This window comes from uncultured Desulfovibrio sp., from assembly GCF_944324935.1.
Taxonomy (GTDB): Bacteria; Desulfobacterota; Desulfovibrionia; order Desulfovibrionales; family Desulfovibrionaceae; genus Desulfovibrio.
The window spans coordinates 22,995-40,695 of sequence record NZ_CALUYG010000001.1 but is presented as its reverse complement, the minus strand read 5'-3'; the positions used below and the strand labels follow the sequence as shown (position 1 = coordinate 40,695).

The window sequence follows — 17,701 nt, the reverse complement described above, 5'->3', positions numbered from 1 at the left end:
GCTGCCCCGTGATCTCCGTCCTCATCCCCGTCTACAACAACTGGGAGCTGACCCGCTCCTGTCTGGAGGCCCTGGCGGCCAGCAACCCCGGCGACGACACGGAAGTCCTCGTGGTGGACAATGCCTCCACGGACGCGACGCCCCAGGCCTGCCCGGCGCTGGGCCGCAGTCTGTTCGGCGAACGCTTCCGCTATCTGCCGCAGCCGGTCAACCGCAACTATGCCGGAGCCAACAATATCGCCGCGGCGCAGGCCAGGGGCGACTGGCTCCTGCTGCTCAACAACGACACCCTTCCCCAGCCGGGCTGGGCGGCCCCGCTGCTGCGCGCCTTTGACGAGGACCCGCGGCTCGGCGCGGCCGGCCCCCTGCTGCTCTATCCCCCGGACAAGGACGGCCTGCACAGGGTGCAGCACCTCGGCGTCGTCCTCTCGCAGGGCAGCCGCGTCAGCCATCTGTACGAATATCTGCCCGAACGGCATCCCGTCGTCAGCCGGCCCCGCCGCCTGCAGATCATCACCGGAGCCGCCCTGCTCATCCCCCGACAGCGCTATCTGGCGCTGGGGGGACTGGATGAGGGCTTCATCAACGGCTTTGAGGACGTGGAGTTCTGCGCGCGTCTCTGCCGCGAAGACCTGCACCAGCGCGTCATCCCCGAGGCGCGCATCATCCATCTGGCCGGCCGGAGCGAAGGCCGGCGGGACAGTGAGGCGGCCAACAGCGCCCGCTGCTTCAGACAGTGCCGCCATCTGCTGCGTATGGACGAACCGGCCCGCTGGCGGGACGACGGCTATCAGCCGGAACTTTCGCCCTGGCTGACCCTTGCGCCGGGCCTCCCCCCGACGGTCCGGCTCCGTCTGCTGCGGCAGGCCAGAGAGGGCCTCGCCGCGCTGACCGAGGCCGTGCGGGGCGAACCCCTCTGGCAGGAAGGCCTGTTGCTGCTGGCCCGGCAGCAGGAGGCGCAGGGCAGGCCCGGCGACGCGCTGGAGACCCTGACGCTGGCCGCACGCCTGCACAGTTCGCCTGAAACCCTGCTGCCCCTGCTGGCCTTCGTCCTCCGCATGGCCCCGGAAGATGCCCGGACCATCGCCCTGCTGCGGGAAGAGCTGGCGGGCTATCTGATCACGCCCGAAGCGCGCGAAGCACGCCTCCGGGCCCTCCAGGCGGAATGGCTGGACGCCGGAGAACCGGCGCTCGCCGCACGGACGGAAGCCCTCCGCCAGGATGCCGCCGCTTTTTTTGCCGGGCCCCATATGCGGCTGGCCCAGGCTCTGCAAACCGACGGCATGCCGCTGCCGTCCACAGGACACGCCGGATGAAAGTCGTTTTCTGCACCGATGACAAACCGCGTTATCTGACCCTGCTCAAGGTCGCCGTACGCTCGCTGCGGCATGTCATGGGGCGGGATGCCCCCTGCCTCTGCGTCTATGCCGGCGACAATCGCGCGACGCTGGAACTGCTGGCCCGGGAAGGCATCCCCGTCGCCCGCCACACGCCGCGTCTTTCCTTTGAAAGCGCGGGAGAGCATGTCCGCGCCTCGCGGGGCTGCTTCCTCAAGCTGGAACTGGCGCTGCTGCCCGAGCTGGCCGATGACGAGCATGTGCTCTATTGCGACACGGACGTCATGTTCCTGCGGCCGCTGGACGAGCTTTTTGCCCTGCGCCCGCCCTACATGGGCATGGCCCGGGAATACACCACGCCCTTTTATCACGAGCACAGCAAGCTGACCTATGACCTGGACGGCCGCACCTATACCGTGCCCATGCCCTTCCCCATCTGGACGTTCTCCAGCGGGGTCACGCTCTTCCATCTTGCCCGCCTGCGGCGTCTGCGCCTCATTGACCACTTCCTGGCCTTCAGCCAGCAGAATCTCGACCGCATCGGCAATCTCGACCAGTCGCTGCTCAACTACTATTTCGGCAAGCGCATCACCCGCCTCGATGACCGCTGGAATCGCCCGCCCTACCATGCCGACTGCCATGCCACGGCCCATATCGTCCACTTTCACGGCCCCAAGCCCTGGGAGGGCAACAGCCCCCAGAAATGGGCGCGGGAGCTGGCCATCAACGACTTTGCACGGATGAGCCGGCAATGGATGGCATGGCTGAGCCCCGAGGAGCTGGCCGGCCTCGAAACGGCCTGAGGCGGCCTCCCGCAGGCCGTTTCCGCAAAAAACAGCGCGGCGGCCGGCAGCGCGGCGCAGCGCTCCACGAAGTCGCTGCCGGCCTTCATGGGCCCGATGGTGTGGGAGCTCGACGGTCCGGGGCCGATCTTGAAGAAATCGAAGAGGGTCGTGTCGATGGGGGGACGACGCGGGACAAGCGGTTCGACAGGATGGGGCTGCGGCATGGGAACCTCTCTGACGCGGGGTCGGCGGCGGTATGGATTTTCACGTCTTTCCACGCCAGCCGCGGGAAAGCCGCCGCGTCAAATCAAAATCCCTCATGCGGTATTGCAGCATCGTCATCCGAGACATCCGGGCGCTCGACAAAGACCTCCCGCCGCCCCTCGTGGAAGCGGACACGCGCGGGCGTCACGCCCAGCCGGGCCCAGAGCGGGGCCAGCTCGCCCGCATGCCCCCGGTACATGCCCTGCAGGCGGCGCGGCAGCACCAGCCTCACCGGCGCATCCCCGCCCAACCGTCCTTCGGCGCGCGCCCGCGCAAGCAAGCGCGCCACCTGACGCCACAGACAGCGCGCCTGCACCCGGGCCCCCAGCGCCGGATGCCGCGGCCCGGCCAGCACGGCCGCCGTCAATCCCGCTTCCGGGGCAAGCCCCATGCGGATGACGGGCACGCCCGCCCGCTGCGCCAGCGCGAGCGCCTCGGCCAGCACGTCAAGGGTCATGGACAGCGGCCACGGCCGAAAGCCTCCGGCCCGCCAGCGTGCCGCCAGCTCCGTCCCCTCCAGCACCAGACAGGGGTAGAAACGCAGGCAGGCCGCCCCCAGCTCCAGCGCCAGACGCACATCCTCCAGAAAGCGCGCCGGCCGCGAGCCGGGCATGCCGGGCATGAGCTGCACCCCCACCCGCATGCCCGCGGCCCGCACCGCCGCGCAGGCCGCGCGAGCCGTCTCGCCGTCATAGCCGCGGCGGCTCTGGTGCAGGGCGTCATCGGCAAAACTCTGCACGCCCAGCTCCACGCAGGCGCAGCCCGCCTCCCGCAGGGCCGCCAGCCTGTCCGTGGCCAGCCGGTCGGGACGGGTGGAACAGCGCAGGCCGCAGATGAGCCCCTCATGCCGGGCCATGCGCGCAAAGGTCAGGCAGGCGGCAAAGTCCTCCGGGGGCAGCGCCGTGAAGGTCCCGCCGTAAAAGGCCAGCTCCGGGGCGGGATGCGCGCGCCCGGCCCGTTCGCGCAACTGGCGGCCGGCCACGGCAAGAGCGTCCGCCGCCTGTCGGGGCGCGCAGCCGGTCTGCCTGTCCTGAGCACAGAAGACGCAGCGCACGGGACAGCCGGAAAACGGCAGGAACACGGGGAAAACGGGCGGATGCGCGGCGGCCTCCGGCCAGGACAGGGTGACGATGCGGGATGAGCTCATGGCAACAAGGGAAAACGAAAACGCGAGGACGTCGAACAGGGTCTTCAGACGCCCGGAAAGCGAGAAAACCCTTGCCACACGCGCCTTTTTGCCATAATTTATCGAAAAAGATTTCCCTTGTGAAGTTGCCAATTCTCGAGGTTCTCCCATGAAGACACTGACCAAAGCGGATATTATAGAGCGGATCTACGAAGGTACGGACAAAAATCGCGTCGATGTGAAAAATGTGGTGGAAAAACTGCTGCACATTATGAAAGACGCCATCAAGAAGGACAGGGCCCTGCTCATCAGCGGTTTCGGCAAGTTCGAATCCTATGACAAGGCTTCCCGGCGGGGACGCAACCCGCAGACGGATGAAGCCATCACCCTGCCGCCCCGGCGCGTGGTGGTTTTTCGGCTTTCCCGGAAATTCCGGGCCGAGATCAACTCCTGACAGGCAGGGAATCCCCATGACGGGTTTTTTGAGGTATGCGCGCCGCAAGGCGCGCATCATCATTTATGGTAAGACGGGGCGTGGCACAGGCGGCGTATGCCTGCTGCTCATGGTGGGCTTCGGCCTTGCCTGCGCCGGCGGCGCTTCGGCCGCCGTGCAGCAGATCGCCCGCCCGCAGGTACAGACGCCGCAGGTGCAGACGCCCCTTGCCCCCGTCCCGCCACAGCCGGTCGGCGGGCAGACGCGCGCCCCCCAGCCGCCGGACTACTCCGTCCCGGCCCCGGCCCAGCCCATGCCGGCGCTGGGCGGGAGCAGCGCCCCGGCGGCGGCCGCTCCCGACGCCGCCCCGGCAAATCCCGTGCCCGGCAGCACGCCGGCCGCGGCCACACCGGGTCCCCTGCCGACGGAAAGCGCCGAGGAGCGCAACCGTAAGGCGCTGGCGGCCTATGGCCGCGGCGAATACCATCTGGCCCTGCAACTCTGGCAGCCCGCCGCCGAGGCCGGCGACGCGCAGGCCATGAACAATCTGGGCGTCCTCTATGACAAGGGGCTCGGCGTGGAGCCGGACGTGGGCCGCGCGCTGCACTGGTACGCCAAGTCCGCCGAGGCCGGACATCCTTCGGGCATGTGCAATTTCGGCCGCATGCTCGAGCAGGGCCGCGGCATCCCCCAGGACGTCGAAGAGGCCGCCCGCTGGTTCGACCTCGCCGCCCGCAAGGGGCAGCCGGAAGCCCAGTACAATCTGGGCATGCTCTATGAACAGGGCCACGGCGTCGGCAAGGACGACGCCGCAGCCGCCGCCTGGTACAGCCGGGCCGCCGCCGCCAATCAGCCCAATGCCCTTGCCCGGCTCGGCCACTTCTACCGCGAAGGGCGCGTGGTGAAAAAAAATCGTGAAAGCGCCACCCTCCTCCTTTACGGGGCGGCCATGCAGGGCAATGCCGCCGCCATGAAGGAACTGGAAGAAATGGCCGACGCCAGCGCCGGTCGCACGCAGAATGCCGTCCTTTTCGGCCTGCGCCTGGACGGGGTCGACCGCGCCGCCATGCGGACCGCGCTCAAGCAGGCCGGCGCCGTGCCCGAACGGGAAAAGGACGGCTACATCTGCGACGTCTACAAGGGCGGCAAGCTCATCCCCGGCGCCGATCAGATGGCCATGTGCTACGGCCCGGGCGACCGCCAGCCGCTGGCCTTCGTCTCCATCGACTATCCCGCCCGCGACGCCAGTTTCGGCAAGCGCGTCCGGGAAATGGCGGAGCAGCGCTTCGGCAAGCCCGATGCCGTGGAAGGAGAGATGTCCTGCCTCTGGAATCTCGGCAAGGTGCTCGTGGCGGTGCAGTACATGCCGGAAAAAAAGATAGCCAGTCTCATGTATATGATTCCGCGCGTATACTACTTGACGCAAGGGCAGTGAATCTGCCAGTCTAAGGATTGGCGGACAACACACGAATTGTCCGGCAAGCCTCACAGGAGGAAGCAATGGCAAATTCCAACGCGACGTCGGGCCTTGCGCAGCGCATGGCGATGCGGCAGGTCGAGGCGAGCATAAGCAAGGAAAAATCCGCACCGCAGGACAGCAAGCAGTACGAAGACGCCATCCGCGAGTTTCTCAAGGACAGCGGCCATCTGATCTGCGTTTCCGATGATGTCGCGCTGACGGATATGCTGCGGGACGTGCTGAACGAAAACCTCGGGCTGCCGGCCGACAAGATCAGCATCGCCCATGATGCCGACATGCTGCTGCGGATTCTGCGCAATGTCTGCTCCGAAAACGCGACGCCCCTGCTGCTCATCGAGCAGAGCCTCAAGGGTCGCGACCTCAGTTATATGGTCCGCCTCATCAAGAACGGCTTCCCCGAGGTGCGCATCGTCTTCATCGCCGCGGAAACGGAGCAGCAACGCTATGTGCTCCTGCATGAAGCCGGCGCGGACGCCTTTTTCGCCAAACCCGACAATCAAGATCAGCTGCTGGAACGGCTGGCGGCCACCGTACGCCCGCACGGCAAGATGAGCCGCATGCTGGAATGGGCCCGCACCCTGCACTCGCAGGGAGAGAACCTGCGCGCTCTCCAGGTCTGTCGTCAGGCGCTGGAACTCAAGGCCAATTCCGCGGCCGTGCTGCTCATCATCGGCGACGTGTTCCGCTCCATGGGACAGCGTGAAAAGGCCTGCGAAGCGTATGAAAACGCCAGCCGCAGCGCCGACATGTACCTCGAACCGCTGCGCAAGCTCGCCGATCTCTACGAAGAGATGAAAAAGCCGCTCAAGCAGCTTGAATACCTTGAACGGCTGGATCAGCTCTCGCCGCTCAACGTGGAGCGCAAGCTGGCCATCGGCGAACTCTATCTCAAGCTCAACCGCCGCGAGGACGCCCGCAAGATGTTCAATCAGAGCGTCGAGCTGGCCAGCCGCGAAGCTATGGAGCATGTGGGCGGCGTAGCCTTCCGCGTGGCGGACGCCTACTCCGATGTGGACCCCGACATGGCCATCAGCTTCCTGCAACGCGGTCTGGAAGCCAAGCGCGATTACTGGAGCAAGGACGATCTGGTGGTGTTCAACCGCGTGGGTATGCTGCTGCGCCGGAGCGGCCGCTGGCAGGAAGCCACCGAGGAATACAAGAAGGCCCTCAAGGTCGTGCCGGACAACGACGGCCTGCATTACAATCTCGGCCTTGCCTATGCCGAAGGCAAGGACTACGAATCCGCCCGCGCCTCCATGCTCAAGGCTATGGCGCTCAACCCCAGTCTGCCGCAGAAATCGGCGGTCATCGCCTGCAACATCGCCGAGGTCTTCTTTGCCGTCAATGACAGCATGCATGCCCTGCCGCTGGTGCGTACGGCGCTGGAGATGGAGCCCGACAATGCTCAGGCCCAGAAGCTCTTGCAGGAGATCAACGCCAAGATCGGCAGCGAGAAGAATGCCTAGGGCGCACACGGTTTGCGCCTTGTCTGGGGGAAGAAGGCGGGGACGCGTTGTAAAAATTGTGTCAACAGCGCATAGTCTGCGCTTCCCGCCCTGCCGCGCAATCCGCGCAGTCCACCCATGCAGCCCCAGGCCGGCGCTCCCGGCAGATGTCAACGACGCCAAACGGCGTTCCGTCAGCAGACGGAACGCCGTTTTTTTCTTGCATGCGCAACGCGGCCCCGGAGGCACAGGAAGAGCCAGCGCCTGACCATCCAGCGCCTGGACCGGCGGCCGCAGGCCGTGCCCGTTACGACGAAGGAAGTTACGGGCATCGACAGCAGAGCGCGGGCTTTCCCTTCCTCCCGGGCAGGCGGCGAAAACCTGTCGGCAACCTCTATGTACGCCGACTTTCCGGGCGCAGGGCTTCGGCGATGATGGCGGCATCCTCCTCCGGGCGGGCCCGCACCCGCAGTTCGGCATTGCCGCCGTGGCAGACGAAACCGCCGGCCTCATGCTCCACAAAGCCTGCGGACAGCACCTGCGCGTAGGGGAGCTGCTCGCGCATATCGCTATGATCCACACGCCGGGGAAAGATGAAGGGGACAGCCTGCCCGGAAAAATCCTGCATGATAAGGTATTTCATGGATGGCCTCACTCCGCCTGACGCGGTTTGCGCCGGTTTCGCAGATACTGGCGCACGGCGCGATTATGGTCGTTGAGATTGGTGGAAAAGATATGTTCGCCGCCATCGGTACGAGCGACGAAATACAGAAAATCATGTGCCTCCGGCGCAATGGCGGCCTTCAGCGCCGCTGTGCCGAACGAACAGATGGGCCCGGGCGGCAGGCCGGGGCGCTGATAGGTATTGTAGGGGTTGGCGGGATCGTCCAGATGCTTACGCCGCAGATTGCCGTCAAAGCCCGCTCCCAGGCCGTAAATGACCGTGGGATCCGCCTGCAGCAGCATGTTACGCGCGAGCCGGTTGGCATACACCCCCGCCACACGCGGCCGCTCGCTGTCGATGGCGGTCTCCTTTTCCACCACGGAGGCAAGGATGACCAGTCGTTTCAGTTCCGCGGGCGCGGGCTTTTTTCCGCCCGGCCAGCAGGTCCCGGCCTTGCGCCAGAAGGTGTCCACCAGACGTCCGGCCACGCTGCGTGCGGAATCCAGATCCGGCGCATCGTCCTTGCGCAGCAGATAGGTGTCCGGCATGAGAAAGCCTTCCGCGGAAGCGAAGGGGATGCCGTACTTGCGCAGGAATTCCTTGTCCAGCACCACGGCCCGGAAATCCTCAAAGCGGACGAATCCCGCCGCCTCCAGCAGCCTGCCCGTCTGCCACCAGGTCAGCCCCTCGGGGACCGTCACACGGAAGAGCACAGGCTGGCCGTTGACCAGCCAGTCCAGCACCTGATCCGGCCTCCAGTCCGTCCGCAGGGCAAAGCGTCCGGCCTGGAGGCGACCGTCCATCTTGCGGTAGCGGGCCAGCCAGCCGAATTTTTCGGCACTGGTCACAAGCCCTTTCTGCTCCAGCCCCTGGGCGATCTTGCCGAAGCTTGCCCCGGGCACGACGTCGAAGAGCACTTCCCGGCCCGCCGGTTCCGGCGGCGTGTGCAGGAAATCATAGACAAACCAGGCAAGCCCCCCTCCGGCGAGGAGGAGGCAGACACACAGCAGGGCAAGCAGACGAAGCAGGATCTTCATGCGGGCTCCTCGCGGCAGGACGGTCGGGATGCCCTCCTTTTACCGGGAAAACGCCGCTTTCTCAAGGCCGGCCCGCTGTGCGGGAGAAGGGGCGCAAGCGGCATACCGGACGCCGCCTCCCGCCCTGTCAGACGCCGGCGGCCGGCGTCGGCGGGGGAGGGGCCACGGGCTGTCGCCTGTCGGGCGGCAGCGCAAGGAAGGATGCAAGGATGCGGACCGCGGCCTGCTGGTCCAGCACGGCCTTGTGACGCCGCCGCGCAAGGCCCGCCTCGCGCAGGTCCATTTCCGCCTCCACGGAACTGAGCAGTTCCGGCATCCAGTAAAACGGACGGGGGATGCGCCGCATGAGCCGCCCGGCCACATTGCGTACCTGCCGGGTGGTGAGGCTTTCCGTCCCGTCTTCACGCAACGGCAGCCCCAGCACCACGGCCGCGGGGTCCTCGGCGAGCACGCGCCCGGCCAGCGCATCCAGGAAGGCCTTGCGGTCCGGGAAGTCCGCAAGGCGCAGCGTGGTCAGCGGATAGGCCAGCACGCCCGCCGCATCGCAGGCGGCCAGCCCTGTCCGCTCCAGACCGTAATCAATGCCGACGCATCTCACGAAACGCTCACAAGCCCATGCGCTCGCGCACCATATCCAGCGTGCGGGAAGCAAAGGCGCGGGCCCGGTCGTTGCCGTCGGCAAGGATCTCCGCCACGCGGCTGTCCGTCAGCTCCGACCGGCGCGCCTGCAAGGGCTCCAGGAAGGCCGCCAGATGCGCGAGGAAGCGCTTCTTGCAGTCCACACAGCCCATGCTGGCGCTGACGCAGCCCTTCCGGATCTCCTCCTGTTCCTCAGGGCTGCTCAGCAGCACATGATAGGGGAAAAGGTTGCATACGGAGGGATCGCCGGGATCGGACTTGCGCAGACGGTTCTTGTCCGTGAACATGGTCTTCACCTTGGGCTCGATGTCGGCCATCGTGTCCCGCAGGAAGATACCGTTATTGTAGCTTTTGGACATCTTGCGGCCGTCAAGCCCCGGGCACCTGGCGGCGGGCGTCAGCATGGCCTGCGGCTCGGGGAAGGTGTTCTCCCCGTACAGATAATTGAAGCGCCGGGCGATCTCCCGCGTCAGCTCCATGTGCGGCAGCTGATCTTCGCCCACGGGGACCCCGTGCGGCCGGTACATGAGGATATCCGCCGCCATGAGCACCGGATAGCAGAGGAAGCCCGCATTGCCCAGATCCTTGTTGGTGATCTGCTGTTGCTGCTCCTTGTAGGTGGGATTGCGCTCCAGCCACGAGACCGGCGTGATCATGGACAGCAGGAGGGAAAGCTCCGCATGCTCCTTGACGGCGGACTGCCGGAAAATGACGCACTGGCTGGGTTCCAGCCCGGCGGCCACCCAGTCCTTGACCATTTCCGCGATGTTCCGGCGGATATTGGACGGATCGGCGTAATCGCTGGTCAGGGCATGCCAGTCCGCCACGAAGAAATAGGCTTCCTCGCTATACTGGAGAGCCACATAGTTTTTCAGCACGCCGAAATAATGCCCCAGATGCAGGGGCCCGGTAGGACGCATACCCGATACGGTGCGGGGACGTTCCATGCTCATGGTATCCTCTGAAATGGCTGCCCGTAAGCGGACAGCGGCACTTGCGCGGCCGGCGGCCGCGGTTGACGAAAAAAACGACCGGCGGTCCCGGTCCCCGTGGTTTTGGGGGACCGTCCTCCGCCGGACGGGCCCTTCCGCGACGCCATGCGCAACCGGCACGCGCCGCGGAGAAAAAACGGCCCCTCAGGCCACCAGGGAAAGCGTCACATGCAGCACCAGACTGAAGGAAGCGTTCACCAGCGGCCCCAGCACCCGGCCCAGCACGCCGCTGAACAGCAGGACGAGCAGCACCACGAAACCGTACCGCTCCAGCCGGGCGTAGGAGAGCGCCAGGTGCATGGGCAGAAAATAGGCCACGACCCGGCTGCCGTCCAGCGGCGGCAGCGGCAGCAGATTGAACCAGGCAAGACAGAGATTGATCAGGATGCCCTGCGTGCACATGAGCACGAGGAACTGTGCGGTTGCCGAGGGTCGTACCGGGGACATCCGCCCGGCAAAGCTCTCGGGACTGACGATGACCATGAGCGCGAGCGCCAGGCCGAAAAGCAGCGCCAGCACAAAATTGCTGCCCGGCCCGGCGAGCGCCACCAGCATCATGTCCCGTGCGGGCTTGCGGAAATAGCGGGGATTGACCGGTACGGGCCTGGCCCAGCCGAAAATGAAGCCCCCCAGGATGCTGGTGAACACGAAACACAGCAGGCCCAGCGGATCGATGTGCGGCACGGGATTGAGCGTAAGCCGCCCCATCATGTCGGCCGTGGGATCGCCCAGACGGCGCGCGGCCAGACCGTGCGCCACCTCATGTACGATCATGCCCAGCATCATGGGCACGAGGGAGGCGGTCAGCAGACGTATGGACTGGACCAGATCTACATCGGGAGAGAACATCCTAGCAAAATACCACGGGCAACGGCGAATGTCGATAGTCCGGCACGGCCGCGACGGCCCGCCTGCCCCGGAGGGGAGCGGCCGCCGCGCGTATCCGGCGCTATCCCGACGAGGCCACCTTGCGTACCAGCAGCTCGTCGTCAGGCCAGATGTGCCTGTCCGGGGTCAGCAGTTCCCCGCCGCGGGCGACCAGCGCGCATTCCTCCCCTATGCCGAGCGCGTCCAGCAATTGCCGGGCCAGCTTGGGGCGCGGCAGGGAAAGCCATGTCTCCTCCGGCTGCACGCGCACGAGGACACGCGCGCCGTCGTGTTGCGGCTGGATGACGGTCGGATGTTCGCGGCTCATGCGTCCGCCTCCTTCTCCCGCTCCCTGTCCGCCGTGCTGTCGTCGGCAAGCAGATCTTCCAGCAGGTGGCTGGCGCTGACCATGAGACCGATGCAGGAACCGGCAAAAAAACTGCCGCCCGCTTCCACCGCGCCGCCCTGCCGGGCATGCGCCGTGAGCTCGCGGCAGATGATCGAGCCATGCCGGGCCTCAAAGGCTTGCAGGAACGCATTCTGCTTGCGGGTCAACACCTTGCGGGCCGCCTTGTCCGCCACGGATGCGGGCGCGAAGCGCAACCCCAGCACCTGCAGCCCCCCCACGACGCAGCCGCAGACCTGTCCGCGGCCCATGCCGCTGCCGAAGGGCATGCCCAGCCGGATGAGACGCCCCATATCCTCGCCGAGCTCCTCGGCAAAGGAACAGCCTATCTGCTGCGAGCAGCGGTAGCCCGCCGCCTTGTTGGCACGGGCCTTGGCCTCTCTGTCCTCGCCGCGCAGGGGCAGAAATTCGGGCTCAACCATATCTTCTCCCAAAAAACAAGTGGTTATTTTCCATGTGACGGATGATCCGTCCGTGCAGCATACGCCTGCCGGGCAGCATAGCGCAAAAGCCGGCTTTCCGGCAAGACGCGCTCCGGCCTCAGCGGGTCAGCAGGTAATATGCCCAGGTGACCAGCGCCATGCTCAGGGCCCGCAGGCCCTGATTGACGAGGATGAGCCGCAGCGCCAGCGACGGTCGGTAAAAACCGGCATAGGATGGCAGCTGATGCCGGATGGCCCGCATGGGCGTGGACAGGATGTTGCCGACCATGAGCGCCAGCACCACGTCCCGTGCGGCCAGACCGCCCGTCTGCAGCAGGCTGCCGGCCGCTCCCAGCGCCGCCCCCAGCTCCGCCGCCAGATGCAGCACGATGACGCCCACGGCCTGCGGCTTGAGGAAGGACAGCCACTCCATATGCCGGGACAGCCAGTCCTCCGCCGCGGCGAAATAGCCGTAGCGCTGCAGGCAGTACATGAGCACATAGACGGGAACGGTAAAGTACACCAGTTTGGGCAGACGGCGCAAAAAGCGCTTCCAGGCCTTGTCCAGCGCCGCGCGCCAGCCGGGGGCGGGCGCTTCCGCCTCGCCGTCGTCCGCCGCCGGGGCCTGCGGCGGCAGCAGCAGCCGCCCGGCCAGCACCGTTCCCCCCGTACGCAGGATGGCCGCTACCAGCGTCAGCAGCACATAGAGGACGGCGGGACTGCCCAGCACCGGCCAGGTCAGGAAGAAGATGGTGGGCGTATGGGTGAGGAAGGCGGGCAGACTGTTGAACACATTGGCCAGCACGAGCTCCTGACGCGAGAGCCGTCCCGCCTCGTGCGCCTCGGACAGCAGGCCGTTGGCCGAGGCCGGCGACACGAAGGCCAGCGCGAAGGCCGCCCCGGCCACGGGGCGCAGGTGGGCCGCCCGGGCCAGCGGCTGCGCCAGCCGGGCCAGATGGCGCGTCCAGCGCAGGGCCTCAAGCGTGTTGGCCAGCAGCAGCCCCAGGGCGAGCCCCAGCAAAAGGCGGCACAGCGGCAGCCCCAGGGCATGCCAGAGAGAAAGCAGGGATTCCAAAGACATATCTTATCTATATGCTCAGGTTATGAGAGCATGTTGCCTTTGAAAAAGGCAACATGCGAGGCGGCAGCAGAGCGCCGCCCGGTCGAAACCAGGCGGGAAAATCGCGTTTTTTCCGCGAAACGCCAGACCGTATGGTTTGAAACGCAAAGCGTTTCAAACTGAAAATGCTCTCTGCACGCCGCTCAGGCCGCCCGCAAACGGGATCGCCTTGTGGAGCAAGGCCACGGGACAGGGGCGGCACAACCGCACGGAAGACCTCCCGGCCCGAAGTCTCCCGGCCCATGCTCTCCCGGTAGTCACGCCGCAAAAGAAAAGGACGCATCTCAAGAAACAGGACGTCCCGCCCCTACACGTCATCCGGCCGAAAGCCCTCATCCGGCGGCAGCTCCCGCCGGGCGGCGCATTGCCGGGCCAGCTCGTCGCAGCGCTCGTTCTCGGGATGGCCGGCGTGCCCGCGCAGCCAGTGCAAGCGCACCTCGTGCCGCATGAGCAGGGCCGGCAGCCGCTGCCAGAGGTCCACGTTCTTCACCGGCTTTTTGTCGGCCTTGACCCAGCCGCGCTTTTTCCAGCCCCAGAGCCAGCCCTTCTCCACGGCGTGGCAGACATACTGGGAATCCGTGTAGAGCTCCACGGCGCAGGGCTCCTTGAGCGCGCCCAGGGCAAAGAGCACGGCCCGCAGCTCCATACGGTTATTGGTGGTGCGGGCATAGCCGCCGGACATCTCCCGCCGGTGTCCGGTCCCGTCCAGTTCCAGAATGGCGGCCCAGCCGCCGGGACCGGGATTGCCCAGACAGGAGCCGTCCGTATAGATGGTGACGTTTTTCATGCGCGACCGCCGGCGGTTTATGGCAATGGGGAAACGTGCCGGTGGACGTCAGATGTCCGTTTCGGCATCCGGCCAGATGAATTTGTGTATCTGAAGATTATACTGCACCTCGAAGAGGCGGTCCGCCAGCAGACGGACCACCAGCGCCTGTGGCGTCAGACCGCCGGGCCGCACGGGCAGGAAGGACGAAAAGGCCAGTCGCGGCCCCTCATGCGCCAGACGGCGCGCCAGCAGCACCTTGTCGCGGGCGCAGGCATAATCCGCCTCATCGGCGATGATGAACTTGATGTAATCGGACGGGCCGAGCGCCGCATACATCGCGTCAAAGGGCAGCATGGCCGCCTCACAGCCGCTGGACGGGCATTTGTAGTCATAGACGAGGCTCGCCACATGCTCGCGCCCGGCAAAATCCGGCGGCAGGGTCCCGTTGGTCTCCACGGAAACGGCAATGTTGCCGGCGGCCAGCCCATCCAGCAGGGCGGCCAGCGCCGGTCCCCGTTGCAGGAGCGGTTCGCCGCCGGTCAGCGTCACCCTGGGGCAGCCGGAATCCGCCACCCGCCGCAGCAGCTCGCTCACGGACATCTCCTCGCCGGGACCGAAGGAATACGGCGTATCGCAGCCCCCGCACGCCTGCCAGCACCGCAGATTGCAGCCCGCCAGCCGGATGAAGAAGGCCGGCGTCCCCTGCCCGCCGGCGGTGACCTCGCCGTCGATGCTCAAAAAGAGGGAGGTCACCCGCAGACGCAGGCTGTCTTCGACCCGGAAGCCCCGGCAGCTCATGGCAGCCTCCATTCGGCATAGGATGAGCCGGATTCCCACCAGCGCAGGCGGCGCACGTCCAGCCCGGGATAAAGCGTCCGCAGGCGATGGCGCACCCAGAGCACCATATTCTCCGCCGTGGCCGCAAAGACCTCGTCGCCGCTTTCGCTGCGCACGCGCGGCAGATGCGCCGCGGCCCAGTCCGCCCAGTCCGGCCCGTTGATGACGTCGTCAAGGCAGCGGTGATCCACCTCTTCCAGTATGGGGGCCAGCAGGACCTTGAGATCATGGAAGTCCACCACGATGCCCGGATACGGGCTGCTGCCCGCGAGCCCCGCCACCTCCACTTCCAGCCTGCCGGTATGCCCGTGGGGATGCACGCACTTGCCCGCATAGGACGGCAGGCGGTGGGCGTAGGCGAATTCAAATATCTTGGTCACGGTCAGGATGCCGTCATGCTGCATGTGAACTCTCCCCGGCAAAAAAAGAGCCGCCCCGCCGGCGGACGGCCGGATGTAGGCTGCCCGCATCGGGCGCTTCCGTCAAGTCCCGCCAACGGCAGGCCGCGTGGGGCGCGGCAAAAAGGGGAGGCGTCCCCACACCGGAAACGCCTCCCTGGAGCATTTTCAGTTTGAAACGCGTTGCGTTGCAAACCATACGGCCTGGCGTTTCGCGGAAAAACGCGGTTTTTCCGCTCACGTTGGGCCGGGCGGCGCTGTGCCGTCGCCTAGTAGCGGTAGTTGTCGGACTTGTAGGGGCCCTCCACCTTCACGCCGATGTAGTCGGCCTGTTCCTGGGTCAGGCGGGTCAGCTTGACGCCGAGGCGGCCGAGGTGCAGGCGGGCCACTTCTTCATCCAGTTCCTTGGGCAGGGTGTAGACCTTCTTTTCCAGCGTTTCCGTGGCCAGCTTGATCTGGGCCAGGGTCTGGTTGGTGAAGCTGTTGGACATGACGAAGCTGGCATGGCCCGTGGCGCAGCCAAGGTTCACCAGACGGCCTTCGGCCAGCACGATGATGCTGCGGCCGGATGTGAGCGTCCACTTGTCCACCTGCGGCTTGATGTTCAGCTTGCTGATGCCGGGGGTGTCTTCCAGATAGGTCATTTCGATCTCATTGTCGAAGTGGCCGATATTGCAGACGATGGCCTCGTCCTTCATGCCTTCCATGTGCTTGCCGGTGATGACGTGGTAGTTGCCGGTGCAGGTGATGTAGATGTCGCCGATGGGCAGGGCGTCTTCCACGGTGGTCACTTCATAGCCTTCCATGGCGGCCTGCAGGGCGCAAATGGGGTCGATCTCCGTCACCAGCACGCGCGCGCCGAGGCCGCGCATGGACTGGGCGCAGCCCTTGCCCACATCGCCGTAGCCGCAGACCACGACCACCTTGCCGGCCACCATGACGTCCGTGGCGCGCTTGATGCCGTCGGCCAGCGATTCGCGGCAGCCGTAGAGGTTGTCGAACTTGGACTTGGTCACCGAGTCGTTGACGTTGATGGCCGGGAAGAGCAGCTTGCCTTCGGCTTCCAGCTGGTAGAGGCGGTGCACGCCGGTGGTGGTCTCCTCGGAGACGCCCTTGATGCGCGCGGCCACCTTGTGCCAGTGCTGCGGGTCTTCCTTGAGGCGCAGGGCAAGACGATCCAGCACGCACTGGAATTCCTTGCTGTCGGCCTTCTGCTCGAGGATGGCGGGATTGTTTTCGGCTTCCACGCCCTTGTGGATGAGCAGGGTGGCGTCGCCGCCGTCGTCCACGATGAGGTCGGGGCCGCTGCCGTCAGGCCAGGTCAGGGCCATTTCGGTGCACCACCAGTAGTCCTCGAGGCTTTCGCCCTTCCAGGCGAAGACCTTGGCCATGCCCTGCTCCACGATGGCGGCGGCGGCATGGTCCTGGGTGGAGAAGATGTTGCAGGAAGCCCAGCGGATGTCCGCGCCCAGGGCATGCAGGGTCTTGATGAGCATGGCCGTCTGGATGGTCATGTGCAGGGAGCCGGTGACGCGCAGACCCTTGAGGGGCTTGCTGTCGCCGTATTTGCGGATGCACTCCATGAGGCCGGGGGTCTCGCGCTCGGAAAGCTGCATCTCCTTCTTGCCGAAGTCGGCAAGGCTCATGTCGGCCACCTTGTACGCAAGGGAAAGATCGAGGGGTTGGGTCATGGTTCCTCCAAATGGATGCTGTGGTTTGGTAAAATTATGCGGTGCGGGCCTCGGCCGTGAGCAGCACGAGCTGGAGATGCCGTCCCACGGGGCACTGTTCGCTGTCCGTCAGAACAAAGCCCGCGTTGTGCAGATGCTCCGTCAGGGCATCCTGCGCGAAGCCCAGCCAGCGGTCCCCGTAGCGGCTGCGCATGGTCTCGTCGTTATGGCGCAGGAAGTCCGCCACAAAGAGCCGCCCGCCCGGCGCCAGGATGCGCTGGGCCTCGGCCAGCGCGGCCGCCGGTTCGGAAAGATGGTGCAGCACCAGATTGATGCAGGCGAAATCCGCCTCATGGTCGCGCAGAGGCAGATGATCCAGCTCGCCGATGCGCAGCGAATAGCGCGACTCGGGCACGCCTTCGCCCTCGAGGCGGCGGCGGCAGATCTCGAGCATGCGCGCCGATCCGTCCACGCCGATGAGGCTTTCCGCCTGCGGCAGCAGCCGGGCCAGCACGGCCCCTGTCCCGCACCCGAGGTCCACGGCCGTGCGGCATCGTTGCGGCACGGCGGCCGCCACACGCCCGGGAAGGTCGAAATCGCCCAGCACCTCATGGTTGAGCTCGTCCCAGTCTTCCGCAATGGCGTTGAAAAACTGCCGGGTCCTGCGGGCGCGCTCTTCCAGGATATGGGCCGCCATGCCCATGTCGGCCCGCATGGCGGCATCCGCCGGCATGAAGGGCGTGATGGCCGCCAGGAAATCATGGGCCGTCCCTTCGGGCGTGGCCGCGTAGAACACCCAGAGCCCGTCCCGCCGGGAACAGAGCAGTCCCGCTTCGGTCAGGATCTTGAGGTGACGCGAGACGCGGGACTGGCCCATATCCAGAATGCGTACAAGCTCGTTGACCGAGAGCTCGTAATGCAGCAGAATATGTATCAGGCGCAGGCGCGTTTCGTCGGAAAGAGCTTTGAAAAAGGCGAGGGACATGCGTTTTTGCCCGGTTTGTCGTCCT

General features: G+C 66.0%; 19 protein-coding genes and 1 pseudogene. 5 read left to right on the top strand and 15 right to left on the bottom strand.

Going from position 1 to position 17,701, the window contains the following annotated elements:
• Positions 1-8 precede the first annotated feature (8 nt).
• Positions 9-1,316, top strand: a complete 1,308-nt coding sequence (locus tag Q0J54_RS00210) for a glycosyltransferase (protein WP_296303259.1) — start codon at positions 9-11, stop codon at positions 1,314-1,316.
• Positions 1,313-2,140: a glycosyltransferase gene (locus Q0J54_RS00205; protein ID WP_296303258.1), complete on the top strand. Its 828-nt coding sequence runs from the start codon at positions 1,313-1,315 to the stop codon at positions 2,138-2,140. The genes Q0J54_RS00210 and Q0J54_RS00205 overlap by 4 nt, the downstream gene beginning before the upstream one ends.
• Positions 2,141-2,184: 44 nt before the next feature.
• Here Q0J54_RS00205 and Q0J54_RS00200 read toward each other — a convergent pair.
• Positions 2,185-2,346, bottom strand: a pseudogene (locus tag Q0J54_RS00200) (serine dehydratase beta chain); the annotation flags it as partial.
• An 83-nt stretch (positions 2,347-2,429) separates the two neighbouring features.
• On the bottom strand, positions 2,430-3,611 hold the full coding sequence (locus tag Q0J54_RS00195) for a radical SAM protein (protein ID WP_296303257.1): 1,182 nt from the start codon (positions 3,609-3,611) through the stop codon (positions 2,430-2,432).
• Between the two features lie 70 nt (positions 3,612-3,681).
• Here Q0J54_RS00195 and Q0J54_RS00190 point away from each other — a divergent pair, with 70 nt between their 5' ends.
• From Q0J54_RS00190 to Q0J54_RS00180, 3 genes are all read left to right on the top strand, one after another.
• Positions 3,682-3,966, top strand: a complete 285-nt coding sequence (locus Q0J54_RS00190; RefSeq protein WP_296303256.1) for an integration host factor subunit alpha — start codon at positions 3,682-3,684, stop codon at positions 3,964-3,966.
• A 16-nt stretch (positions 3,967-3,982) separates the two neighbouring features.
• The gene (locus Q0J54_RS00185) at positions 3,983-5,380 is read left to right on the top strand and encodes a sel1 repeat family protein (protein ID WP_296303254.1); all 1,398 of its coding nucleotides are present in this window, start codon (positions 3,983-3,985) and stop codon (positions 5,378-5,380) included.
• A 65-nt stretch (positions 5,381-5,445) separates the two neighbouring features.
• Positions 5,446-6,891 carry a tetratricopeptide repeat protein gene (locus tag Q0J54_RS00180; protein ID WP_296303253.1) on the top strand — a complete coding sequence of 482 codons (1,446 nt, stop codon included), beginning with the start codon at positions 5,446-5,448 and terminating at the stop codon, positions 6,889-6,891.
• A 373-nt stretch (positions 6,892-7,264) separates the two neighbouring features.
• Here the strand turns inward: Q0J54_RS00180 and Q0J54_RS00175 are convergent, their stop codons facing one another.
• The 13 genes from Q0J54_RS00175 to Q0J54_RS00115 form a co-directional block, all read right to left on the bottom strand.
• Positions 7,265-7,513 carry a hypothetical protein gene (locus tag Q0J54_RS00175; protein WP_296303252.1) on the bottom strand — a complete coding sequence of 83 codons (249 nt, stop codon included), beginning with the start codon at positions 7,511-7,513 and terminating at the stop codon, positions 7,265-7,267.
• 8 nt (positions 7,514-7,521) lie between these two features.
• Positions 7,522-8,571, bottom strand: coding sequence for an endolytic transglycosylase MltG (gene mltG, locus Q0J54_RS00170; RefSeq protein ID WP_296303251.1), 1,050 nt, complete (start codon positions 8,569-8,571; stop codon positions 7,522-7,524).
• Positions 8,572-8,698: 127 nt separating this feature from the next.
• Positions 8,699-9,169 carry a Holliday junction resolvase RuvX gene (gene ruvX / locus Q0J54_RS00165; protein ID WP_296303250.1) on the bottom strand — a complete coding sequence of 157 codons (471 nt, stop codon included), beginning with the start codon at positions 9,167-9,169 and terminating at the stop codon, positions 8,699-8,701.
• A gap of 7 nt (positions 9,170-9,176) precedes the next feature.
• The gene (gene trpS, locus Q0J54_RS00160) at positions 9,177-10,157 is read right to left on the bottom strand and encodes a tryptophan--tRNA ligase (protein ID WP_296303361.1); all 981 of its coding nucleotides are present in this window, start codon (positions 10,155-10,157) and stop codon (positions 9,177-9,179) included.
• Between the two features lie 189 nt (positions 10,158-10,346).
• The gene (locus Q0J54_RS00155) at positions 10,347-11,051 is read right to left on the bottom strand and encodes a site-2 protease family protein (RefSeq protein ID WP_296303249.1); all 705 of its coding nucleotides are present in this window, start codon (positions 11,049-11,051) and stop codon (positions 10,347-10,349) included.
• A gap of 100 nt (positions 11,052-11,151) precedes the next feature.
• Positions 11,152-11,397 carry a hypothetical protein gene (locus Q0J54_RS00150; RefSeq protein WP_296303248.1) on the bottom strand — a complete coding sequence of 82 codons (246 nt, stop codon included), beginning with the start codon at positions 11,395-11,397 and terminating at the stop codon, positions 11,152-11,154.
• Entirely contained in the window at positions 11,394-11,897 is a 504-nt protein-coding gene (locus Q0J54_RS00145) for a C-GCAxxG-C-C family protein (RefSeq protein ID WP_296303246.1), read from the bottom strand. The genes Q0J54_RS00150 and Q0J54_RS00145 overlap by 4 nt, the downstream gene beginning before the upstream one ends.
• A gap of 118 nt (positions 11,898-12,015) precedes the next feature.
• Complete coding sequence (locus Q0J54_RS00140; RefSeq protein ID WP_296303245.1) at positions 12,016-12,978, bottom strand: hypothetical protein; 963 nt, start codon at positions 12,976-12,978, stop codon at positions 12,016-12,018.
• A gap of 346 nt (positions 12,979-13,324) precedes the next feature.
• Complete coding sequence (gene rnhA, locus Q0J54_RS00135; protein WP_296303244.1) at positions 13,325-13,804, bottom strand: ribonuclease HI; 480 nt, start codon at positions 13,802-13,804, stop codon at positions 13,325-13,327.
• Positions 13,805-13,852: 48 nt separating this feature from the next.
• Positions 13,853-14,584 (bottom strand): 7-carboxy-7-deazaguanine synthase QueE, encoded by a 732-nt coding sequence (locus Q0J54_RS00130; RefSeq protein ID WP_296303243.1) that lies wholly within the window; start codon positions 14,582-14,584, stop codon positions 13,853-13,855.
• On the bottom strand, positions 14,581-15,027 hold the full coding sequence (locus Q0J54_RS00125; RefSeq protein ID WP_296303241.1) for a 6-carboxytetrahydropterin synthase: 447 nt from the start codon (positions 15,025-15,027) through the stop codon (positions 14,581-14,583). Before Q0J54_RS00125 ends, Q0J54_RS00130 begins: the two co-directional genes overlap by 4 nt.
• 263 nt (positions 15,028-15,290) lie before the next feature.
• On the bottom strand, positions 15,291-16,712 hold the full coding sequence (ahcY, locus tag Q0J54_RS00120) for an adenosylhomocysteinase (protein WP_296303240.1): 1,422 nt from the start codon (positions 16,710-16,712) through the stop codon (positions 15,291-15,293).
• A gap of 34 nt (positions 16,713-16,746) precedes the next feature.
• Positions 16,747-17,676, bottom strand: coding sequence for a metalloregulator ArsR/SmtB family transcription factor (locus Q0J54_RS00115; RefSeq protein ID WP_296303239.1), 930 nt, complete (start codon positions 17,674-17,676; stop codon positions 16,747-16,749).
• Positions 17,677-17,701 lie beyond the last annotated feature (25 nt).